The sequence below is a fragment of the uncultured Polaribacter sp. genome (assembly GCF_947503855.1).
In the GTDB taxonomy this organism is placed as follows: Bacteria; Bacteroidota; Bacteroidia; order Flavobacteriales; family Flavobacteriaceae; genus Polaribacter.
In genome coordinates this window covers 1-25,609 of the sequence record NZ_CANNFF010000009.1, presented here as the reverse complement: position 1 = coordinate 25,609, position 25,609 = coordinate 1, and the positions used below count along the sequence as shown (strand labels likewise).

The window sequence follows — 25,609 nt, the reverse complement described above, 5'->3', positions numbered from 1 at the left end:
GAAAGTAAAAAGATTAATAAGATAGTAAAGTTAATTAATTACCAAAAAATACGTTCTAACATCATTTGTATGGCAAATCCAATAACTATAGATGAGCAGACTAAAATCCAATCTCTTCTTGTAACTCTAAAAAAGTTTTGTAGTAAAGTACCCACGATTAAAATACCTAAAACTATAATTATTTGTGCAGCTTCTATGCCTAAGGCAAATTCTAATAATGGTATTAGTTTGTCTTCTTCATTGCCAATCATCATTTTAAAATAATTAGAAAAACCCAAGCCATGTATTAACCCAAAAAATAAGGCAAAAACTAAGTTGGTGTTTTCTTTTCCTGTGGATGATTTTTTAGCGGTAAATACATTAATTACTCCTGTAATAAAAATGGTTACAGGAATTAGAAATTCTATCAAATTCATACTCACATTTAAAATACCATAAGCAGCTAATGCTAGGGTTATAGAGTGCCCAATTGTAAATAGGGTAACCAGCCATAACACTTTTTTAAATTGATTAAAGCTAAACACAACAGCTAAAACAATTAAAAATAAAATATGGTCGTATGCAGAGAGGTCTAATACATGATTTAAACCCATCTTAAAGTATAAAATAAAATCGTTCATTATATTTTTAGTTTAGACGAGTTTCAAAGATATTAAAAAGATAAAAGAATAGGGAATTTTTGTTTGAAGATAATAATTGGTTAATAAAATTGATTACCCAATTTTATTGTTTTTATACATTTGTTTTTAAGATTTTTTTGTTAGAAGAAGTTCTAATAATTAATTCTGCTTTTAATATTTGTTTCTTTAAAGATTGGTTAATTGTTTTCTCTTTTGTGTATCTTAAAAAAGTTTCTGCAGCCAATTTACCTATATCAGCACTATGTTGATGCACACTGGTAATACTTGGGGTAACCATTTCTGTAAAAGGTTCGTTACCAAAACCTACCAAAGCAATTTCATTAGGCATATTTATGTTGTTTTCATTTAAAACTTGCAAAGCACCAAGTGCAGCATAATCACCAGCAACATAAACAGCATCTGGTCTATTTTTTAAGTTTAAAAGCTGTTGCATTTTTTTTCTACCATCTTCTTTAGTTAAACTACTTTCTAGCAAAAGTTCATCATCTAATGGTAAATTATACTTTTTTAAAGCATCTACATAACCTCTAATTCTGTTATTAAAAATTCTTGTATGCTTAAATCCGCCAATATGTGCAATTCTTTTACAACCTTCATCAACAAGATGTTTTACAATTATTTGGCTACTGTTATAATCATCAATACCTATATAATCTACGTTTAAATCATTTTCACCTCTATCAAATAAAATTAAAGGGATTCCTTTTGATTTCACTTTCTCGTAATGTTCTAAATCAATAGTTTCATTTGCCATAGATGCTATAATACCATCCACTTGTGTGTATAATAAAGTATCTATATTATCACACTCTTTTTTGAAAGACTCGTTAGACTGCGTAATAATAATATTGTAGCCTTTTTTATTTAAAACTTCCTCTATATTTTCTATTACAGATGAAAAAAAGTTACTATTTGTTCTCGGTACAATTACACCAACCAATTTGCTTTTTCCACTTCTAAGCGCACTTGCTAAGTGGTTTGGTTGATAATTAAGGTTTTTAGCAACCTGTTTTACGGCTTTTTTTGTTTTTTCGCTTATCCTTGCATCATCATGTAATGCTTTAGAAACAGCAGCAGCAGATATATTTAGCACACTAGCAATATCTTTTATGGTAGTTTTCTTTTTAGTTTTCAAATTTTTAATATATTTGCTTAAACGTTAAAGCAAATATAGAACGATATAAATTACAATCAAAATAGTAGATAAAAATAAGCTATTTTGATTTTATTTTAAAAAATTGGTTAAACGTTTAAGCAAATAACTATAAATAGTATAAAATAGCAATTAAAATGAGTAAAGTAGTAACATTTGGAGAGATCATGTTAAGATTAGCTCCACAAGGATTTTTAAGATTTTCGCAAGCAAATAATTTTGATGTGGTATATGGTGGAGGAGAGTCTAATGTAGCAGTTTCTTTAGCAAATTATGGTGTTGATGTAGATTTTGTAACACGTTTACCAAAAAATGATATTGGTGAATGTGCTATGATGGAAATGAGAAAACGTGGTGTTGGAGTAGATAAAATTGTTTGGGGTGGAGATCGTTTAGGAATTTATTTTTTAGAAACAGGAGCTGTATCTAGAGGTTCTAAAGTAGTATATGATAGAGCACATTCTGCCATTGCAGAGATAAAATCTGGGATGATAGATTGGGATGCTGTTTTTGAAGGAGTAGAATGGTTTCATTGGACAGGAATTACACCTGCAATTTCTCAAGGTTCTGCAGATGTTTGTTTAGAAGCAGTAAAAGCGGCAAGCGCTAAAGGGATTACCATTTCTACAGACTTAAATTATAGAGCAAAACTTTGGAAATATTGTGATGATGCACACAGAGAAAAAGTAATGACAGAATTAACTTCTTACTGTGATATTGTTCTAGGCAACGAAGAAGATGCAGAAATGCATTTTGGTATTAAACCAGCAGGAATTTCTGTACAAACAGAAGGCCATAATGTAAAAGCAGAAGCATTTTTATCTGTTTGTGAGCAAATGATGGAAAAATTTCCAAGAGCTAAAAAAGTAATTACAACCTTAAGAGGTTCAATTTCTGCATCTCATAACACTTGGGCTGGTGTTTTATACGATGGTAAAACATTGTTTCAAACACGCCAATACCAAATTACAGATATTGTAGATAGAGTTGGTGGTGGTGATTCATTTATGGGAGGTTTAATTTACGGATTATTAAAATACCCAGAAGATGACCAAAATGCATTAGACTTTGCAGTAGCCGCTTCTTGTTTAAAGCACACAATTAAAGGAGATGCGAACTTAGTTACTGTTTCTGAAGTAGAAAAACTAATGGGTGGTGATGCTTCTGGAAGAGTAGCAAGATAAATTTTGGTGTAACTGTGTAAGTGTTAAATTGTTGAATCGCAAGGTTTTTCAAAACAATTACACAGTTAAACAAATACATTATTAAATAATAAAAAATTACACAAAATTATGGCTCAATATACAAGAATAGAAGTAGCACAAGTAATGAAAGATACAGGGATGGTACCTTTATTTTATCATTCAGATTTAGAAGTAAGTAAAAAAGTAATTACTGCTTGTTATAAAGGAGGTGCAAGATTATTAGAATTTACAGCTCGTGGAGATTTTGCTCACGAAGTTTTTGGTGAATTGGTAAAATATGTAACTAAAGAATTACCAGGAATGGTAATGGGTGTAGGTTCTGTAACAGATGCAGCTGCAGCCTCTAGATTTATGGCATTAGGTGCAAACTTTATTGTAACACCAGTTTTAAGAGAAGATATTGCAATTGCATGTAACCGTAGAAAAGTTTTATGGTCTCCAGGTTGTGGTACGCTTACAGAAATTGCAAAAGCAGAAGAATTAGGATGCGAAATAGTAAAATTATTTCCGGGTGATATTTACGGGCCACAATTTGTAAAAGGGATCAAAGGGCCCCAACCTTGGACAAGTATAATGCCAACAGGAGGTGTATCTCCAACAAAAGAAAATTTAGAAGGATGGTTTAACGCAGGTGTAACTTGTGTAGGAATGGGTTCTAAATTAATGGCCAAAGATGCTAATGGTAATTTTGATTATGATAAAATTGAAAGTGCTACAAAAAACGCTTTAAACATTATAAAAGCACTTAGAAAATAGTTTTATGAGGTTGATTAGTTTATAAAACGAAGAAAACTCGGACTATTATTAGCTCCGAGTTTTTTATTTAAAATCATAAAAGAAAACCTAATTTTACAATTCAATATTCTTGTATGAAACCCAACAAATACACAGCCATTTATTATATGATTTTTAGTGTTATTGCTTTTGCAATAATGAATACTGTAGTTAAATATTTAAGTGGTTACAGCGTATATCAAATAGTGTTTTTTAGATCTATTGGTACTCTATTATTTACAATTCCTTTAATAATTAAACTAAAAATTTCCATTTTAGGAAATCATAAAAATCTCCTTTTTTTAAGAGGTGTCATTGGGGTAATTTCACTTACGTGCTTTTTTGAATCTTTAAACTATTTGGCTGTGGGCACAGCAGCTTCTCTTCGATTTACATCACCAATTTTTGCAGCAATTTTTGCGTTATTATTTTTAAAAGAAAAAATAAAACCCATACAATGGTTGCTGTTTTTAGTTGCTTTTGTAGGCGTATTAATTATTAAAGGTTTTGGAGTAGATGTTCATACAATTGGTATATTGTTGGCCATAACTTCGGCAATTTTTTTAGGGTTGATTTTTGTGGTTATTAGAAAATTAGGCAACAGAGAACATCCATTGGTTATTATAAACTATTTTATGGTGATGGCATTTGTATTTGGCGGTTTAATGTCTATAAACAATTGGAAACAACCAAATATGTCAGAATGGTTTTTATTGTTAAGCCTAGGTATTTTTGGTTATATAGGTCAATTATATATGACCAAAGCCTTTCAATCTGATGAAACCTCTGTAATAGCACCTTTAAAGTATTTAGAAGTAATTTTTACCATAATTATTGGTGTCTTTTGGTTTGGAGATATCTATAATATATGGACCTTATTGGGTATCTTTTTAATCTTTGTAGGCTTAATTTATAACATATATTTAAAGAGAAAAACAAGTTAATTTAGTTCACCAATTAATTTGCCGCAAAAAACCAATTTTTAAAGTTGCTTTTTTTGTTTAACAACTAGAGTAATTAAAAAGCACTTCCAGACTCTTTAGAGCTTTGTTCTTTTCTATATTTCTGTTCCCAATCCCAAGAAGATTTTACCATTTCATCTAAGGTTTTGTTTGCAGACCAACCTAATTTCTCTTTAGCTAAATTAGTTGCTGCATACAATTGAGGTACATCACCAGGTCTTCTTTCTACAATTTCATAGTTTAGTTTAGAGTTGGTTACTTTCTCAAAAGAATTGATAACATCTAACACAGAAAATCCATTTCCTGTTCCTAAATTAAAAATTTCATACGGCATATCTTGTTCTTTGTTTATGATTCTTTTTACTGCCAACACATGTGCTTTTGCTAAATCAACTACATGAATATAATCTCTTATTGGTGTTCCGTCTTTTGTAGGATAATCATTACCAAAAACCATTAATTTTTCACGAATTCCAGCAGCAGTTTGTGTAATGTATGGCATTAAGTTATTGGGTATTCCACTTGGTAATTCGCCAATTAAACCAGATTCATGTGCTCCAATAGGATTAAAATAACGCAAAGAAATAGCCTGAAAATTATTGCTGGCTTTTATAACATCATCAATTATTTCTTCTGCAATTTTCTTCGAATTTCCATAGGCAGAAGAAGGACGCTGTGTTTCGTTTTTTTCAGTAATTGGTAGGGTTTCTGGTGTGCCATAAACCGTTGCAGAAGAAGAAAATATAAAACCTTCTATATTGTTTTCTATTTGAGCAGAAAGTACGTTTATCAGAGAACACAAATTGTTATTGTAATACATTAAAGGGTTTTTTACTGACTCGCCAACAGCTTTGTGAGCAGCAAAATTAATAATAGCTTTTGCATCTTTATGTTTTTTAAAAACAGCTTTAGTAGCCATTTCATCTTTTAAATCAACATTTGCAAAAGTTGGTTTTGTCCCTGTAATTTTTAAAATTCTTTCTAATGTTTCTTCTGATGAATTAGATAAATCATCTATAATTACAACATTATAATTGTTTTCTATCAATTCAATTACTGTATGAGAACCTATGTAACCACAGCCACCAGTTACTATAATTTTATTTTGCATTGTGTTTCTTTTTTAACGATGTAAATATAGTAAAAACATTAAAAAAACCAACTAGAACCTACTAGTTGTTTATTTGTTTAAAAAATGTATTTTTGTTGTATGGAAATTGTATCACTTAAAAAAAATATTGGGGTACCAAAATACAAACAAATAGTAACTTCTATAGAAGCTGCTATTGCTAATGGTGCATTAAAAAAAGGAGATCAACTACCTTCTTTAAATGCCATAAAAAATAAATACAAACTCTCTAGAGATACAGTTTTAACAGCTTTTAATGAGTTGAAAAATAGAGGTATTGTACATTCTGTAGTTGGTAAAGGATATTATGTTTTTAGTGAAGATGTGTTAGTAAAACAAAAAATATTTGTGTTGTTTGATGAGCTAAATTCTTTTAAAGAAGATTTATACAATTCTTTTTTAGAGCATTTGGGTGATAAGATTCAAATAGATATTTTCTTTCATCATTTTAATATTGATGTTTTTAAAAAATTAATTCATGATAGTGTAGGCAACTATTCTTACTATATTATTATGCCTGCCAATTTAAAAGAAACAAAACCAACGATTCAAAATTTACCAAAAGATAAAGTATATCTTTTAGATCAAGTTCCCAAAGAATTAAAAAATTACCCAGCTATTTATCAAGATTTTGAAAATGATATCCAAAAAGGATTATTTACAGCTTTGCATGCCATTAGAAAATATGAAAAATTGGTTTTATTATATTCAAATGATAAACAACCCAAACAGTTGTTAAAAGGATTTAAAAATTTCTGTAACAATTACAAAATAAAGTATGAAATTACAGAAACCATTTACAAACGAACCCCAAAAAAAGGGGAGTTGTATATCGTTTTTGAAGACAAAGATTTGATTAAAATCATTAAAAAAGTAAAAGAACAAAAATTACAAATTGCAAAAGACATTGGAATAATTTCTTACAATGATACACTTTTAAAAGAAGTAGTTGCAGAAGGTATTACAACCATTTCTACAGATTTTAAATTGATGGGAAAAACATTGGCAGAAATGATTTTAAAAAACAAACAAACATCTGTAATAAACCCAGGTAAATTACTTTTTAGAAAATCTATTTAATATTAAAATAATCCACTAAAATGAGTGACAAATTAATAAAAGAAGTAAAACAAAAATTTACAGAAATCTTTACTATAGAACCCTTGTTAATTTTTTCTCCAGGAAGAATAAATATTATTGGAGAACACACAGATTATAATGGTGGTTTTGTGTTTCCTGCTGCGGTAGATAAAGGTATTGCCGCTGCAATTCAGAAAAGTGATACGGGTAGCTCTACTGCAATTGCTTTAGATTTAGATAGCACCGTCCAGTTTGAATTAGACAAATTAAAACCATCAAAAGAAGGCAGTTGGGAAAACTACGTTTTTGGTGTGGTAGCAGAAATACAGAATAGGAATAAAATTATTGGCGATTTTAACATCATTTTTAAAGGAAATATTCCTGGTGGAGCTGGTATGTCATCATCGGCAGCATTAGAAAATAGTGTGGTTTTTGGTTTGAATGAATTGTTTGAGTTAGGTTTAACCAAACACGAAATGATTTTGATCTCTCAAAAAGCAGAACACAATTATGTGGGTGTTAATTGTGGCATTATGGACCAATACGCAAGTATGTTTGGTATTAAAGACCATGCTTTGCATTTAGATTGTAGAACCATAGAATCTCGTCCTTATAAGATTGATTTTAAAGACCATCAGTTATTATTAATCAACACAAACGTAAAACATAGTTTGTCGGATAGCGCTTATAATGATAGGCGTTCTGCTTGTGAAAGCATATCAGAATTATTAGGCATAGATTTTTTAAGGGACGCAACAGAAGCAGATTTAGAAACTGTTATAAATAAGGTTACTCCTACAAATTATCAAAAAGCACTATATGTTATTCAAGAAAATGCGAGAACGATTAAAGCGGCTAAAGCCATCAAAAATAACGATTTAGAATTGTTGGGTTCATTAATCTATCAATCGCATGCAGGTTTATCAGACCAATACAAAGTAAGTTGTGCTGAATTAGATTTTTTAGTAGCCCAAGCAAAAAAGAATAAACACGTTTTAGGAGCAAGAATGATGGGTGGTGGTTTTGGTGGTTGTACTATCAACTTAATTGCAAGAAGTGAAGTTAAAGCTTTTGCAGAATCAGCATCAAAAGCCTACAAAAGTAAATTTGATAAAGATTGTTCTGTGTATTTTATAGAACTTTCTGAAGGTACACACATCGTAAAATAAACGACTAGAAAAGAATTATAATGAAACATACAAACTTACAAGATTACGCTCATAAACGATTTAATATCTTAACAGGAGAATGGGTGTTAGTTTCACCTCACAGAGCCAAAAGACCATGGCAAGGCCAAAATGAAGCCGTAAATAACCAAAAACGACCTTCTTATGACGAAAATTGTTATTTATGTGCTGGTAATACCAGAATTAATGGAGAAGTTAATCCAAAATACACAGATGTATTTGTATTTACCAACGATTTTGCAGCTTTACAAAACGATTCGCCAACATTTAATGTAAATGATGGTTTGTTAAAAGCAGAAAGTGAAACTGGTATTTGTAAAGTAATTTGTTTTAGTCCAGACCATTCTAAAAGTTTGGCAGATATGTCATCCGAAGAAATACAAAAAGTAGTTTTTGCGTGGCAAAAAGAATATGCTAAATTGGCAAAACAACCCACCATAAACTATGTGCAAATCTTTGAAAACAAAGGTACTGTAATGGGGTGCAGCAACCCGCATCCTCATGGTCAAATATGGAGTCAATCTACTTTACCCAATGAAGTTGATAAAAAACATACCCAACAACTCAACTATTTTAAAGAGAAAAAAAGCAGCCTTTTGGGCGATTATTTACAACAAGAATTAGCCGTAAAAGAAAGGATTATTTTTCAAAATGATGATTTTGTAGTGTTGGTTCCTTTTTGGGCGGTTTGGCCTTTTGAAACCATGATTGTTCCCAAAAAACAAAAACAAAGTATTTTAGATTTAAATGATAAAGAATCATTTCATTATGCAGAGGCTATTGCTGTAATTACAAAAGCTTACGATCAATTATTTAATATTTCTTTTCCCTATTCAAGTGGAATTCACCAAGCGCCTACAAATGGTTTAGACAATCACCATTGGCATTTTCATATGAGTTTTTATCCACCTTTATTAAGAAGTGCAACTGTAAAAAAGTTTATGGTGGGTTATGAGATGTTTGGCACACCACAAAGAGATATTACTGCAGAACAAGCAGCAATTAGATTAAGAGATTTGGTGAGTTTATGAAAATTGAAATAGGGTAATCTCGAAATTAAACTTTAAAAAAATACCTTTTTTAAGTAAACAAAATTCAATTTATAAAATAGCAAATAAATATCTTTACTGTTAGAAAAAAAAAGATCAATTACTACTTTTTAGGGTTTTTACCTTACTTTCAATTTATTTTTGATAGATCATCGATACATCAAAAAGTTAATTCTAAAATACTTGTATTAAGATTTTATTTGAAAACAAAAGGCATTTATAATTTCCTTTTATCCAAGTATTCTCTTGGCGTACATTTTTCGTATTTTTTAAAAATAGAGTAGAAGTTAGATCTAGAATTAAAGCCAGTTTTTTCGGCAATATAATTTAGGTTATACGTTAATCTTGTTTCTTCTAATATTTTTTTAGCAAGTGATAAGCGTACCTTATTTTTTATATCTATATAACTTGTATTCTCTGACTTTAAGTAAGCTCTTATAATATGGTCTGGAAAGTTTATAAACGTTGCAAAATCTCTAAAACTGTTTTCTGGGTCCATAAAAAAATACTTATTTTTTTTTATTTCTTTAATTTTAAATGCTATTTGTTTTTTGTCATCTTCACTAATTAATATTTTGTTTGGTATTTTTGAAAAAGGCGACTCATTTAAATACGATTTGTTTATTTTTTTTAAGCTTAAATACAATTCTGGAGCTTTTACAAACTCTAAGATTAGTAAAAACAATAAAAAAACATCTAGATTAATAATTGTTTTCAAGAGTAAGGTATTATAATTATTATTACTTATAATTAATACAATATGAACATAATATAATACTACCACACCAAAGGTAATTATTGTAACCTTTTTTAGCTTTTTTATATGGGGCACATTTTTTACTTTATTTAATCCAATAAAAGAAGCTGTTAGATATGCTATTAGGTGAATTAATCTTATGATATAGTTGGTTTGGGAGCTAAAAAAAATACTAACGTTTAAACTAGACTGTTTTTCTGGAGCTAAATAAAAACTATTAACCAACTCCATTTTTGTTTCCCAAGCAATCATGATGTATTCATGAATTGCAATGCATTGTATAACAAATGGTATTAAGTGAATAAGGTGTTTCTTTTGAAACTTAAATTGGTTATTTGTTCCTGCTTTTGTAAAAAAATAAAAACTAGGACCTGCAAGTAAATAAAAAGGCGTAAAATGATTAAAAAGTATTGTTTTTAAAACAGCATAACCTTGGCTGTTTACGGCAGTATGTGCAATGGCATAAATTACAAAAAGTATTAACGAAGTACTTAATAATTTAATTTTTAAGTTTTCTCTATTTCTTGTAAAGATATAAATACAGAAGAATAATGTAAAAAACAAAAGTTCCATTAGGGGGGTATGAAATCAATTACAAATATAGTCCTTTTTTTTAAAACAGGAGTCCTTTTTTTTAAATACGTATAGATTTATGTGCTTTTCGGTATTAAAAATGAGCATGGAAATTTACATTTGTAAAAAAAATCATTTTTCATGAAATTTAAATTATTCACTTTTTTAGCTTTTTTTAGCACTTTTTGCTTGGCTCAGGTGCCTACAATCACTTCTTTTTCGCCAATGAGCGCTGAAGTTGGAGAAACTGTTACTATTACAGGCACTAATTTTGGTACTTCAGTTATTGATAATGCAGTTTTTTTCGGTGGTATTAAAGCTCAAGTTTCAAGTGCAAGTAACAATACTATTGTTGTTATTGTGCCTCAAACCGAAAGTAGATCAAAGATTCAGGTTGTTAATACTGCTTCAAATTTATCTATCATTTCTTCATTATATTTTTCTATAAAAAACGGAGTTGGAGCTGTTACGACTGATATGTTATCATTAGTGCCAGTTACGGCTGATATGAATAATGTTTTTAACCTTGGTGCTGAACAAAATTTTGGATTTGCGGATTTTGATAGTGATGGTAAAATAGAAATTGTTACAACTAGTGGTTTTTCATTAAAAATTTTGGAAAACATAAATTCTTCCTTAAATGTTTCTAAATCTATAATTAATCTTTCTGGAGGAACATCAGATCGATCTTACAATACTTTACTAGCTGATTTTAATAACGATGGATTAATTGATATTATGAATGCCAAAGGCGGTGGTTCTGGCGGTGGTTGGGTGCATCAGAACTCAACCTCATCTTCAATTTCATTTTCTTCTGCTGTGACCCTTAATCCTGGTTCTTCTTGGGGTTTTAATGCTTATGATTCTGAAATTGGAGATTTAAATAAGGATGGAAAAATTGATATCATAGGAGCTTATTGGTTGGCTGATATTTCTGATTTTACCTTAAATTCATCCGCAGGAGGGGTATACAGTTCAATTTCACAAGGTGATGGTCAGGCTCAATATAGTAGCATGGGATATGTAGACTTAGTGCCTGGTGTTTCTCTAGGTAATACTGTAACTAAAATTGAGACGGCTGACTTTAATAATGATGGTTATGTTGATTATGCTGTATCCGGAAGTGCTGGTTTTTGGATTGTTTTAAATTCAACTACCACCCCAGGGTCAAGTTCAATTTCATTGAGTCCTTCATCAAATTTTAATTTAAATGCTAAGTTTATTTCAACCTCGGATCTTGATGACGATGGTGATCTTGATATTGTTGCTGCTACTGACGGAGGTTTAATAAACATTTTAAAAAATGATGGTTTTGGAGTGTTTACAATGTCAGCTTCTACCATTCAAACAAAAGGTTTTCAATTAGCAGATTTTAATGGAGATGGAAAGGATGATTTGATTTCATTTAAGAATACCTCAGGAGGTTATGTTTATTACAGTAATAATTCTACCAGTGGCCAGCCTTCATTTGATGTAAACTCCGAAGTAACATTAGTTTCTAGTGGGGCTAGTACAGGTCAATTTAAAATTGCTGATATTACGGGTGATGGAGAATTTGAAATAATTGCATCAAATGGCGCAACCTTAAATATTTATTCTTATATACCCCAGCCATCAATAAGCTTAACTGAATCTCTAACCTCATTTGTCTCTTGTGCAGGTGTTACAAGCTCACAAAGTTTCACTGTAAGTGGATTCAATTTAACAGCGGATATTTCGATAGCTGCGTTAACCGGGTATGAGTATTCGTTGGATGATAATACGTATTCTAGTACGCTTACTTTGACGCCTACTTCTGGTGCGGTTGCATCGACTACGGTTTATGTCCGATTGACAGGAGCTACTGCCGGTAATCCATCGGGTAATATTACGTTTAGTTCTACAGGAGCGACTTCACAGACTGTTGCGGTGAGTGGAACAGTAAATGAGACTACTGAACCACTAACAAATACAAGTATTTCTTATTGTATTGGTGATTCAGTGTCAGTATTAGAAGCAACAGAATCTACAGGTCATACTTTACAATGGTATACAGTAGCTACTGGTGGTACAGCTAGTGCCACAGCACCAACACCAACAACTACATCTGCAGGAACCACAACTTATTATGTTTCACAGGTGAATGATACTACAGGATGTGAGAGTGATAGAGCTGCAATTGATGTAACAGTAAATGCACTTCCATCTTTACCAACAGTAACGGATATAAGTTATTGTGAAGGCGAGACAGCGAGTGCATTAACAGCAACAGCTGCTACCGGTCATACTTTACAATGGTATACAGCAGCCACAGGCGGTACAGCAGAGACATCAATTACACCAAGCACTACATCAACAGGAACCACAACGTATTATGTTTCTCAAGTAAATGATACTACAGGATGTGAGAGTGATAGAGAAGAAATTACAGTAACAGTAAATGCGCTTCCATCTTCACCAACAGTGTCTGATATAAGTTATTGTGAAGGCGAAACAGCAAGTGCATTAACAGCCACAGCTGCAACAGGTCATAGTTTGTTATGGTATACAGCGGTAACAGGAGGTACAGCTAGTAGTACAGCACCAACACCAATAACTACCTCAGTTGGAACAACAAAGTATTATGTAAGTCAAAAGTCAGAGTCAGAAGAAGTAAGTACAGGTAATTCTCAATTTTCTTATCAAGAGCAAGTTGGAAGTAGAGCTCAAAGAATTGGCCAAACTTTTCGAGTTACACAATCACAAATATTAACATCCATAACTATAAAACTTACTTCGTGGACTACCCCAATATATTTGAAAGTTTATGATGATGTTGGTGGTAATTTATTAGGAACTTCAGATAATGCATATACATTTGGTTACAATCCACAAGAAGTTGTTTATACTTTTAACGATACTGCAATTACACTTAACGAAAATCAAACTTATTACTTTGAAGTACAGGCGAATGATTATAATCAAAATGTTTATCAAACACCAAGTAATTCCTATAACTTGGGAGCTAGATATGATAATGGAGTTTTAAAAACTAATGATGTATTATTTAATTTAATAGGACAAACGATTGCTAGTCCATGTGAGAGTGAAAGAGAAGAAATTACAGTAACAGTAAATGCTCTTCCATCTTCACCAACAGTGTCTGATATAAGTTATTGTGAAGGCGAGACAGCGAGTGCATTAACAGCAACAGCTGCAACAGGTCATAGTTTGTTATGGTATACTTCGGCAACAGGAGGTACAGCTAGTAGTACAGCACCAACACCAACAACTACATCAGCAGGAACAACAACCTATTATGTTTCTCAGAAGAATGAAACTACAGGTTGTGAGAGTGATCGAGCTTCAATTACAGTAACAGTAAATGATGCATCCCCTTTACCTGCTGTATCTGATGTTTTATATTGTTTAGATGAAACTGCGACAGCATTAACTGCAACAGCAGCTGATGGGTATAGCCTACAATGGTATACTGAGGAAACAGGAGGCACGGCAAGTACTACAGCGCCAACTCCAGTTACTTCTTCAGCAGGATCTACTACTTATTATGTAAGTCAAAAAGAAGATGTAGAAGTTATAGAAATAAAAAACTCAAGAGGTTCTTTAAGTAGTAATTATATTTCTACTAGTGGTAGTGTCGGTCAAACATTTACAGCTTCAGATAATTTTACATTAAGAAAACTTATTGTAAGAAACTATACGTTTTCAGGTGCTGTTACTATTACAGCAAAGATCTATGATTCTCCATCTAAGACAACTCTTTTAGGTCAAGGAGATTCAGATTATTTGGAGTCGGGAGGTACAGCAAATTCACCTGTTTTTAATTTTAATAATTCTAATATTTCATTAAATGCAGGTTCCGTTTATTATTATGAACTTACAAAAACAGGTTCAGGTAGCATAAGATTTTATGACGGTAATGCTATAGCGGGAGACCTATACTTAAATGGTGTTCTTCAATCAGGAAGTGATATGTATTTTGAGTTGACAGGTAATACAATTTCAAATTCTTGTGAGAGTGGTAGAGCTGCAATTGATGTAATAGTAAATGATACACCATCCTCACCAACAGTAACGGATATAAGTTATTGTGAAGGCGATACAGCAAGTGCATTAACAGCAACAGCAGCAACCGGTCATACTTTACAATGGTATACAGCCGCTACAGGTGGTACAGCTAGTAGTACAGCACCAACACCAACAACTACATCAGCAGGAACAACAACCTATTATGTTTCTCAGAAGAATGAAACTACAGGTTGTGAGAGTGATCGAGCTTCAATTACAGTAACAGTAAATGATGCATCCCCTTTACCTGCTGTATCTGATGTTTTATATTGTTTAGATGAAACTGCGACAGCATTAACTGCAACAGCAGCTGATGGGTATAGCCTACAATGGTATACTGAGGAAACAGGAGGCACGGCAAGTACTACTCCGCCAACTCCAGATACTTCTTCAGCAGGATCTACTACTTATTATGTAAGTCAAAAAGAAGATGTAGAAGTTATAGAAATAAAAAACTCAAGAGGTTCTTTAAGTAGTAATTATATTTCTACTAGTGGTAGTGTCGGTCAAACATTTACAGCTTCAGATAATTTTACATTAAGAAAACTTATTGTAAGAAACTATACGTTTTCAGGTGCTGTTACTATTACAGCAAAGATCTATGATTCTCCATCTAAGACAACTCTTTTAGGTCAAGGAGATTCAGATTATTTGGAGTCGGGAGGTACAGCAAATTCACCTGTTTTTAATTTTAATAATTCTAATATTTCATTAAATGCAGGTTCCGTTTATTATTATGAACTTACAAAAACAGGTTCAGGTAGTATAAGGTTTTATGACGGTAATGCTATAGCGGGAGACCTTTACTTAAATGGTGTTCTTCAATCAGGAAGTGATATGTATTTTGAGTTGACAGGTAATACAATTTCAAATTCTTGTGAGAGTCCAAGAGCTGAAATAGATGTAATAGTAGAAGATGCCTTAACCCCACCAATAGTTGGTAATACAGTTATACAAACATTTACAACCGTTGGCCCAACAACATGGGTTGTGCCTTCAGGAGTTACAACCGTAGATTATTTAGTTGTTGGCGGCGGTGGCGGCGGTGGTAACGGCTTTGATACCGGCGGCGGCGGCGGTGGTGCTGGAGGTATGGTACTCAGCGGTTCATTAAATGTTGTGGCTGGTCAATCATATAATATTACTGTAGGACAAGGTGGTTCTGGCGGTCAAGATATTAGAAGTAATAGAAGTGGTCAAGCCGGAAATAGTAGTGTTTTTCATACGATAACAGCCTTTGGCGGATTAGCTGGAGGGGGAAGTAGAACTGGTGGAACCGGTAATGGAGGAGCTGCTCAAATCGCTAATTCTAATGCCCCAATTGGAGGTGCTGGAGGTGGTAATGCCAGCAGTAGGGTAAGAGGTTCTGGCGGCGGCGGCGGCGGTGCAACAGGAAATGGTAGTAATGGAAGTTCATCAAGTGGAGGTAATGGAGGAAGTGGATTTAGTTCCTCATTGAGTGGTGATGTAGTAATCTATGGTACTGGAGGTAATGGAGCCAGAGGAAATGCAAATACCACAGGTATAGATGGCACACCTAATACTGGAAATGGCGGCGGCGGCGGTGGTGCCAGATCTAATAGCTCTAGACCAGGAGGTGATGGTGCAACTGGAATTGTAATTTTAACTTATCCTGCGAATACATCTTTTGAATATTGTGTAGGTGAAACAGCCAGCGCTTTAACAGCAACACCCGCTACAGGAAATATTTTACAATGGTATACAGAAGCCACAGGAGGAATCGCAAGTACAACTGCTCCAACCCCTGATACTTCTTCAGTAGGTACTACTACTTATTATGTTAGTCAAAAAAACTCGAATGGTTGTGAAAGTTCAAGAGTTTCTATTCAAGTTACTGTTAATCCTACACCAGTTATTTCTGGGGATACCTCAGTTGCAGCGGGTGAATCCATAACACTTTCAGCCACCACAGACCCTGCAACTTCAAATGCATGGGTTTCTTCTAACCCAACAAATGCAACTGTAGATACAAATGGTGAAGTTAGTGGATTGGTTCAAGGAAATACAGTAATTACGTATACGAATGCAAATGGTTGTAGTGTAGATTATCCAATAACAATTACTGTTGGTACTACGCAAGATCCAGTATTAACCTTACCAGCTACAGATACCACAGGAGCTACTACATTACAGGTAGATTATACGTTACCAGAAGCACCATTAAGTGGTTCTGTAACTTTAACTTTCAGTCCAACAGATGGCAATACTGCTACAGTTTGGACCATGTCAGATGCTACTTCAGCTACTTTTAATTATGAAGTGGGGTCAGACCCAACAATAATTACAAATGTAGTTTCGGGCGCAGCGCTTTCATTTACAACATATAATGTAACAATAAGCTATCAAGATGCATTTAGTAATCCTTTAGCTTCTACTACAAATACAAATATTCAAACATTAGCTCCACCAGCTATTACTTTAAGTCAAGCTGATTATAATGGCGTAATTAATGTTGCGTTAACTGCAATTAGTACAACAAATTCTGGAGGTACGATTACTTCTTATGCAATATCACCAGCATTACCTTCTGGTTTAAGTTTTGATACTTCAACAGGTGCTATAACAGGAACACCAACAGTTGCGCTAGTGCAAACACAGTTCACCATAACTGCAACAAATGCAGCAGGATCAGGTACTGTTAATTTTAATTTATTCATAGATATTGATACAGATAATGATGGTGAAGGAGACGCAAGCGATGACGATATTGACGGCGATGGGATACCAAACGACGAAGATGCCGATGTAGATGGCGATGGAACCATCGATAACGGAGACGATACGGATGGCGATGGTATCAACGATGCAAGCGATGACGATATTGACGGCGATGGGATACCAAACGACGAAGATGCCGATGTAGATGGCGATGGAACCATCGATAACGGAGACGATACGGATGGCGATGGTATCAACGATGCAAGCGATGACGATATTGACGGCGATGGGATACCAAACGACGAAGATGCCGATGTAGATGGCGATGGAACCATCGATAACGGAGACGATACGGATGGCGATGGTATCAACGATGCAAGCGATGACGATATCGACGGCGATGGGATACCAAACGAGGAAGATGCCGATGTAGATGGTGATGGAACCAACGATAACGGAGACGATACGGATGGTGACGGCATTAACGATGCAAGCGATGACGATATCGACGGCGATGGGATACCAAACGACGAAGACGCTGATCCAGATGGTGATGGAACCAACGATAACGGAGACGATACGGATGGCGATGGCATCAACGATGCAAGCGATGACGATATTGACGGCGATGGCATCAACAACGACGAAGATGTGGATATAGATGGCGATGGAACCAACGATAATGGAGACGATACGGATGGCGATGGCATCAACGATACAAGCGATGACGATATTGACGGCGATGGGATACCAAACGACGAAGATGTGGATGTAGATGGTGACGGAACCAACGATAATGGAGACGATACGGATGGCGATGGCATCAACGATGAAAGTGATGACGATATTGACGGCGATGGGATACCAAACGAGGAAGATGTGGATCCAGATGGTGATGGAACCAACGATAACGGAGAAGATACGGATGGTGACGGCATCAACGATGCAAGTGATGACGATATTGACGGCGATGGGATACCAAACGACGAAGATGTGGATGTAGATGGTGATGGAACCAACGATAATGGAGAAGATACGGATGGCGATGGCATCAACGATGCAAGCGATGATGATATCGACGGCGATGGCATCAACAACAACGAAGATGCGGATATAGATGGCGATGGAGTCAATGACAATGGAGACGATACCGATGCCGATGGTATCAACGATGAAAATGATCTAGATGACGATAACGACGGTACTTTAGATATTAATGATGCCTTTCCATTAGATCCAGAAGAAGATACAGACACGGATGGAGATGGTACAGGAGACAATGCAGATACTGATGATGATGGCGATGGTCAGTTAGATGTTAATGAGATTGCTTGTGGATCAGATCCATTAGATTCCAGTTCATTAGCCACAGATACTGATGGAGATACACTACCAGACTGTGTAGATTCAGACATTGATAATGATGGTATCAACAATGATTCTGATGCAGATATAAATGGCGATGGCTTAAATGACAACGGAACAGACAATGATAATGATGGCGTAAATGATGCCACAGATACTGATGATGATAACGATGGTGTCAATGATGATCAAGATAACTGTCCTTTAGCATATAATCCTTTGCAAGAAGATAGAGATGGTGACGGTTTAGGAGATGTTTGTGATACGGTTGAGATTAATATCTCAGAAGCAGTTACACCAAATGGCGATGGAATTAACGATACTTGGATGATTCATAACATAGAGAACTATCCAAATAATCAAGTGTTTATCTACAATAGATATGGCGAAGAAGTCTATCGCAAGAAAGGGTACTTGAATACTTGGAGCGGTAGAAAACAAGGCAACACAGGAAAAGCTTTACCAGATAACACAGCTTACTTTTATCAACTAGATTTAGACGGAAATGGTACAATCGATTATAAAGGTTGGATATACAAAACAAAATAATCATTAAGATACCCACTAGAATTATGAAAAAAATATATTTTATAGCTTTATTAATGATTATAGTATCATTAGATACCAAAGCACAACAAGAGAGTTTAATTACACAGTACAACTCACAAATGGTATTATTTAATCCAGCAGCGGTTAGCTTAGATGGTGGTAGTACGATGACTTTATTACACAGGCGTCATTGGGCAAATGCACCAATGTCTCCAATTACCACAAGCTTTACCTACGGTTATGATGCCGGGAATAATGTGGGACTAGGAGTTTCTGTGATTATGGACAAGGTTTTTGTAACACAATCTACCTTTGTAAGTATCGATTATAGTTATCGTTTACAACTAGAAGACGAGGCCTTCTTATATTTAGGTGTTAAGGCAGGAGCCAATTTTTATGCGATTAATGCAGGTGGTTTAAACACCTATAATTTAGTAGCAGATCCTTCTTTAAATACGACAGATATAATTTTACCCAATATTGGTTTTGGAGCGCATTATACAAAGGGAGCTTTTTACTTTTCGGTAGGAGTACCAAGAGTTTTAGATACCAGACAAACCAAGACAGAAAATGGATTGGTTAGTGTTGTTACCGATAAACCTCATTTGTACAGTGCTATGGGCTATGAGTTTTTGGTTTCTAAGTCAGAGAATATTTACGTAAGACCAAGTGTTTTTACGCGTACTGTAACAGGAGCGCCAATAATAACAGATTTTAATACCATGGTAGGTTTTAATAGAAGTTTTGAGATAGGCGCTACCTATAGAACCAACAATGCATTTGCAGCTTTAATGAACTTAAAATTAAACAATCAATTTACAACAGGTTGGGTATACGAGGTTAACTCACAAAGCCAATACAGCAATGTAGGTAGTTCATTAGAAGTCTTGTTAAAGTATCAATTTTAAATTAAGAAAAAAAGAGAGAATTAAAGCTCTTAGAGATAAAAAACCCTTAACATCAGTTGAGGGTTTTTTGTATAACCTTATGATACATAAGGTTTTATAGAGATGTTTTATTTCCTTTTATTCAAGTAATCTCTTGGTGTACATTCTATATGTTTTTTAAAAATAGCGTAGAAGTTAAATCTAGAATTAAAGCCATTTTTTAGCAATATAATTCAGGTTATATAATTTGGTTGCTACAGTATTTTTTAGCATGTGATAAGCTTTTGTAAAATAATAAAAACTAGGACCTGCAAGTAAATAAAAAGGCGTAAAATGATTAAAAAGTATTAACGAAGTACTTCATAATTTAATTTTTAAGTTTTCTCTATTTGTTATAAAAATATAAATACAGAAAGATCAGGTAAAAAATAAAAGTTCCATTAGGTGAGCAAGACGATTATAATGATAGTACTCTTTTTTTAAATTAGGTGTCCTTTTTTTTAAAAGAGTACGTATTATTTATTTTTTAATAATCTTTTAAAAAAATATCTTTACTTTTGTCAATTAAAATAGTATTCAAATTTTTATAAATAAAATTAATTTATAAAATCTAAATCCAATCCCCCACCATGAAAAAGAAATATTATATTTTTCTATTTTTATTCTCATTTTTTGTCTCTTCTCTATTTCATTTATTAATTGCACAAAATACAAGTGCCATTGAATTTAATTCTTCATCAGACCTAAATAATTTTTATACTGACGGAAATCAATCTAATGGTGGAGAAATATTACCCAGATATGAAACCTCAGGAGGTCTCTTTAATTCTGGTTATTTAAGGGTAAATGATAACAATAGTAGTAAAGATATAGACGAGGTTTTTATTTCTAAGCAAGGTTACTCTAATAGTGGAGTTGGAAGTGTTTATAAATTTAGTATTTATTTTAAAAGTAATGGCGTAGGTTATGGCGGTTTAGGATTTCAAATACCAGAGTCTAACGGTACACTTAACACTACTGCACAAGGACTATACGCAAGGAGTAATGGTAAGGTTCTTGGAATCTCTTTTCATGGCGGAGGCTATATTTGGCACAATGGCACAACTAATTCACCTTCTAACTGGCAACCTATCAATGGATCCTCTGGACTCACTCAGCATTTTGATAAAAACGGAAATGGAACTATAGAAGAAGAAGAAAAATGGTTGTTTGCAGAATTAACTATTGAAAACCTAAGTGAATCTAATTTTAAACTCTCTTTCAAATCCTATAAGTCTAATGTAGATGGAGAGTTGCACGGTATAAATACTTCTGAGAGTATTACCTATGCGAATGCAAATTTTCAAGATGCAAATATACTACATTCTTATTTTGCAGTAGGAGGTAACAGAATATCTCATTTAGATCGCTACAGTGTAAATCTTTCTGGAGGTTCATCGTTCATTGAAGCGGGGCTTCCAATTGTAACGGGTAACGCTTCTCGATCAGGAACTACTATAAACCTTAATGGAGAGGTTACAGATGATCGAGGTTCAACAGTTATCGAAAGAGGTTTTGTCTGGTCACAAACAAATGAAAACCCTACTATCTCTGATACGAAAATAATAGAAGGTACTGGTGAAGGTGTTTTTACAGGAACCATAAGTAATATAAACGGAGGAGTTTATTACCTAAGATCTTTTGCTAAAAATAGTGAAGGAACATCTTATGGTCAAACTACTGAAATTATTGTTGAAAGCAACGGAAACTTAAAAGTTGTTACTAGTGGAGGTTCAGAAAGAGGAACTACATGGGACCTCATTTCAGGCTTTATCGTTTCTCGTAGTTCTGAAGAAGCAAGTATTAACGCTTCAGTTATTAATGCTGCCCTTAACGTTGGTGATTTAACCCTTCTTACTAACGGTTATATCAATATGGAATCTGATATAACATGGAATACAGATTCTAATTTAACTTTAAAATCAGCTGGTAATATTTTATTTAACAGTCAAATTTTAGCAACCAATGACGATGCAGGACTAAATATTTATTATGGAGGTAGTGACGATACAACGGTGCCATCTAATTCTTTTGATTACATATTCAATTTGTCAAATGAAGCTAGTATTAAAATGACTGGTACAAATGCCTCTGTAAATATTGCTAATAATTCTTACAATATAGTTAATGATATCTCTGAGCTTTCATCTATACCTTCTTCTTCATCAGATAGAGTAGTATTAACTGATGATATTGATTTATCTGTAAATAATTATTCTACAGCAGTAATTTCTTCTGTTTTTGAAGGAGTTTTCGAAGGTTTTGGTAATGAAATTCAAAACATGAACATTAGAAATTCAGGTGGTTCACTAATCAACTTAGGATTCTTTTCAGAGGTTCGAGGTGCTACTATTAGAAATTTAGGAGTAACTGATATGGATATCTTTACTTCGTCAACTAGTAATTCTACAGAATATAGAGTAGGAGGTATTGTGGGAAATATAGGACAAGCAGACCTGTCTTCGGGTTATTCAAAAGAAGCCTATACAACAACTTTAAATGGTTTATGGAGTACAGGTAAAATAGCAACAGCCAATACTGATCCTACCGTAACTGCCAGTGATACCGATAAACAAGCTATATTTTTTGCAGGTGGGTTAGTAGGTAATGTAAATAATGGTACAACTTTTATCACGAGATCTTACAGTTCTGCCGATGTAAGTTCAGCTGGTTCTGAAATATCTAGACGCTTATCTGTTGGTGGTTTAGTTGGTGATGTTGGTAATTATGATAAGACTAATTCTTCCACAACGGTTAAATTTGTACTTGAAAGATCTTATTCTACAGGTAGTATCTTGACAGCTCACCATTCATCAGGTTATTATGGTACAGGTGGTTTAGTTGGAGTTATATATGTTTCAGATAGTTCAATTTCTAACTGTTATTCTTGGAGTAATGTAGTTTCTCAAGACGTTTCTTATGGTGGTATTGCTGGTTATCAGAATTCGTTAGCAACTTCTGTTAATTCTTATACTACGCTTACTAAAAAAGGTAATGGCTCATTTCCTACAAGTGTTTACTCTAATGTAACTGAAACTTCTCCAGTTTCAGGAACTAATATTCCTGGTGGCTTTAATAACATCTATTGGTCTAAACAAGAAGGTAAGCTTCCAAGTTTAAAAGAACTTACTTATCCTCGTACTGCCTTGTATGTAAAAGTTAATAATGGTATTGGACCAGTGGGTAATATTTTTCCAACATATACTATTTTAAATGAAAGTGGAAACGAAATTGATTTAGTTTCACTAGGTTTATCTGCTCCAACCGGAACTGCACTTTATACAATAGATAACAATACCCCAGCAGGTACTTATAATGATGTTGCTTATTTAGGAGGTCTTACTCTTAATGGAGTAAATAGCGCTTTATATACGCTTAAACCTTATTCTGTATTTGGAACATATGAAATTAATGCAAATGCTCCTAACATTACCTCTTTTTCACCGACATCAGTAGAAATTGGTTCTGAAATTAATATAATTGGTGTAAACTTTAATTTAGTAAATACAGTAACAATTGGTGGAGTAGACGCAATATTTACACTCAATTCTGACACTTCTATTACTGTTATTGTGCCACAAGAAGCAAAATCTGGAGCTATAACTGTTACTACTTCAAGTAACGGTCAGTCTTCTAAATCTGGTTTTATATTATTAGTTCCTATTAATAACATCACAATCAACGAAGGTTCTGATTGGGGTGTATTTACAGTAAATGGTCCTGTTGGTGATGTATTTTCACTAAAGCTATTACAAGAGTCAGGAGAAGCAGATTTAGGTAATCCGCCAACTATACAATCATGGAATGGTAGTGCTTGGATTGACTATAATCCCGATGATCAGCTCACTGTTCCTAGTGGAGGTTCGGTTAACGTAAGAGTAGACATCACCAATGAGAAAGATACTGTTTTTGAAGGTGTAGAAACGTTTTCTTTAGAAGTAATTGAAATACCAAATGATTTGGTAGGTTTAACGGTATATGATGCAAATTTTCAAACCTTTAATCTCGATAATTACAATAGAACAGGAACAGATGGGGCTGTTGGTACAACTTATAAAAAAGTAAATGCCATTACTATTAATGGTCAAGCAATTGATGTTGTTATTCGTATCGATGATAAATCAAATGTGAGTAGTTTTACATTTGATAGTAATACTAATCCTTCAAGATTTGAACCTCGAATCAATTCAAATTCAAGCTCTGGCTCATTTGTAGATTTTACTTTTGAATTTTTCTTATCTGGAACCACAACAAAAGTGGGAGTTAAAAACTTTGTTATACATCCAGTAGATATTGATGGTAGTGCGTCTAGTAAAGAGTTTGTTGAGCTATTTGGTTTAAGTTCTTATCAATTAGGACAAACTTCTGGTTTAACAGTGATTGAAAATCCATCAGGTAGAACTGGATTTACCAGATTCGAAGGAATTAATACAAGCTTATCGGGTATTGACTTCGAAGAAACAGCCTCTTTTATAGCTTACTATGAAAAACCTGTTGATAAATTCAAAATTAGAATGGGGGTAACTGGTTCTAGCTCTGATACGAGGCTTTTTTCATCTTCAATTGGTTCTGCAATTGGTACTTTCGCACAACCTGCAAATAATAATATTACAACAATCTTAGGAATAGCAACTATTAAAGATGATGGTACAGGAAATTATTGGGTAGGAGATAATCTTCTTCCAGCTACTTCATCTGAATTGGTAAATGCTAATATTACGTTGGATGATGATCAAGTAAAGGATATCAATGCGAGTGGGATTACAGTCGCATCTATCTCTGATCTTGTTTACTCAGGATTTGCTCAAACACCAAGTCCAGAGGTCAAAGATGGTACCACAGTTCTTTTAAAAGATACAGACTATGAGTTGAGTTATGTAAACAATACCAATGTAGGTACAGCTACAATTACTATTACAGGTAAAGGCAACTACAACGGAACAAGAACAGTAACTTTCAATATAACCAAAGCTTTTTTAACAGTAACAGCTGATTCAGGTCAAACAAAAGTATATGGCGCAATAGATCCAGCGCTAAACTATACAATTACAGGATTTGTAAATAGTGATACAGAATCTAGTTTAGATACAGGAGTTAGTATTGCAAGAGCAACAGGAGAAGATGTAAATACCTATACCATTACACCTTCCGGTGCTGTTGATAGCAATTATGACATAGGCTTTGTAACAGCCGACTTTAGCATCACCAAAGCTTCTTTAACAGTAACAGCTGATTCAGGTCAAATAAAAGTATATGGCGCAACAGATCCAGCACTAAACTATACAATTACAGGATTCGTAAATAGTGATACCGAATCTAGTTTAGATACAGGAGTTAGCATCGTAAGAGCAACAGGAGAAGATGTAGATACCTATACCATTACACCTTCCGGTGCTGTTGATAGCAATTATAACATAAGCTTTGTAACAGCCGACTTTAGCATAACCAAAGCCGCATTAACAGTAACAGCTGATTCAGGTCAAACAAAAGTATATGGCGCAACAGATCCAGCACTAAACTATACAATTACAGG

The 25,609-nt window shown here is 33.7% G+C and carries 13 protein-coding genes; 9 read left to right on the top strand and 4 right to left on the bottom strand.

Features of this window, described 5'->3' with window-relative positions; translation table 11 throughout:
- Positions 1 to 38: 38 nt before the first annotated feature.
- The gene (locus Q0662_RS08875) at positions 39 to 620 is read right to left on the bottom strand and encodes a HupE/UreJ family protein (protein WP_298948905.1); all 582 of its coding nucleotides are present in this window, start codon (positions 618 to 620) and stop codon (positions 39 to 41) included.
- Between the two features lie 112 nt (positions 621 to 732).
- A complete protein-coding gene (locus Q0662_RS08870; protein WP_298948903.1) occupies positions 733 to 1,776 on the bottom strand; it encodes a LacI family DNA-binding transcriptional regulator in 1,044 nt (347 codons plus the stop codon).
- 155 nt (positions 1,777 to 1,931) lie between these two features.
- Here Q0662_RS08870 and Q0662_RS08865 point away from each other — a divergent pair, with 155 nt between their 5' ends.
- The 3 genes from Q0662_RS08865 to Q0662_RS08855 all read left to right on the top strand — a co-directional run bounded on the left by Q0662_RS08865 (position 1,932) and on the right by Q0662_RS08855 (position 4,717).
- On the top strand, positions 1,932 to 2,978 hold the full coding sequence (locus tag Q0662_RS08865) for a sugar kinase (RefSeq protein ID WP_298948902.1): 1,047 nt from the start codon (positions 1,932 to 1,934) through the stop codon (positions 2,976 to 2,978).
- A gap of 108 nt (positions 2,979 to 3,086) precedes the next feature.
- Positions 3,087 to 3,755 carry a bifunctional 4-hydroxy-2-oxoglutarate aldolase/2-dehydro-3-deoxy-phosphogluconate aldolase gene (locus Q0662_RS08860; RefSeq protein WP_298948900.1) on the top strand — a complete coding sequence of 223 codons (669 nt, stop codon included), beginning with the start codon at positions 3,087 to 3,089 and terminating at the stop codon, positions 3,753 to 3,755.
- 146 nt (positions 3,756 to 3,901) lie between these two features.
- The gene (locus tag Q0662_RS08855) at positions 3,902 to 4,717 is read left to right on the top strand and encodes a DMT family transporter (protein ID WP_298949159.1); all 816 of its coding nucleotides are present in this window, start codon (positions 3,902 to 3,904) and stop codon (positions 4,715 to 4,717) included.
- Positions 4,718 to 4,790: 73 nt separating this feature from the next.
- Here the strand turns inward: Q0662_RS08855 and galE are convergent, their stop codons facing one another.
- Positions 4,791 to 5,846 carry a UDP-glucose 4-epimerase GalE gene (gene galE, locus Q0662_RS08850; RefSeq protein ID WP_298948898.1) on the bottom strand — a complete coding sequence of 352 codons (1,056 nt, stop codon included), beginning with the start codon at positions 5,844 to 5,846 and terminating at the stop codon, positions 4,791 to 4,793.
- Between the two features lie 99 nt (positions 5,847 to 5,945).
- Between galE and Q0662_RS08845 the strand changes: the two genes are divergently transcribed.
- The 3 genes from Q0662_RS08845 to Q0662_RS08835 are packed head-to-tail and all read left to right on the top strand — an operon-like array spanning position 5,946 to position 9,162.
- Positions 5,946 to 6,944, top strand: coding sequence for a GntR family transcriptional regulator (locus Q0662_RS08845; protein ID WP_298948896.1), 999 nt, complete (start codon positions 5,946 to 5,948; stop codon positions 6,942 to 6,944).
- 20 nt (positions 6,945 to 6,964) lie between these two features.
- Complete coding sequence (gene galK / locus Q0662_RS08840; protein ID WP_298948894.1) at positions 6,965 to 8,113, top strand: galactokinase; 1,149 nt, start codon at positions 6,965 to 6,967, stop codon at positions 8,111 to 8,113.
- Positions 8,114 to 8,133: 20 nt separating this feature from the next.
- Positions 8,134 to 9,162, top strand: coding sequence for a UDP-glucose--hexose-1-phosphate uridylyltransferase (locus Q0662_RS08835; RefSeq protein WP_298948892.1), 1,029 nt, complete (start codon positions 8,134 to 8,136; stop codon positions 9,160 to 9,162).
- Positions 9,163 to 9,397: 235 nt separating this feature from the next.
- Here the strand turns inward: Q0662_RS08835 and Q0662_RS08830 are convergent, their stop codons facing one another.
- Positions 9,398 to 10,510 carry a helix-turn-helix domain-containing protein gene (locus Q0662_RS08830; RefSeq protein ID WP_298948891.1) on the bottom strand — a complete coding sequence of 371 codons (1,113 nt, stop codon included), beginning with the start codon at positions 10,508 to 10,510 and terminating at the stop codon, positions 9,398 to 9,400.
- 141 nt (positions 10,511 to 10,651) lie between these two features.
- Between Q0662_RS08830 and Q0662_RS08825 the strand changes: the two genes are divergently transcribed.
- The 3 genes from Q0662_RS08825 to Q0662_RS08815 form a co-directional block, all read left to right on the top strand.
- Entirely contained in the window at positions 10,652 to 19,150 is an 8,499-nt protein-coding gene (locus Q0662_RS08825) for a gliding motility-associated C-terminal domain-containing protein (protein WP_298948890.1), read from the top strand.
- Between the two features lie 23 nt (positions 19,151 to 19,173).
- On the top strand, positions 19,174 to 20,058 hold the full coding sequence (locus Q0662_RS08820) for a PorP/SprF family type IX secretion system membrane protein (protein ID WP_298948889.1): 885 nt from the start codon (positions 19,174 to 19,176) through the stop codon (positions 20,056 to 20,058).
- A 608-nt stretch (positions 20,059 to 20,666) separates the two neighbouring features.
- Positions 20,667 to 25,609: MBG domain-containing protein (locus Q0662_RS08815; RefSeq protein WP_298948888.1), on the top strand; the 4,943-nt coding region annotated here is incomplete at its 3' end.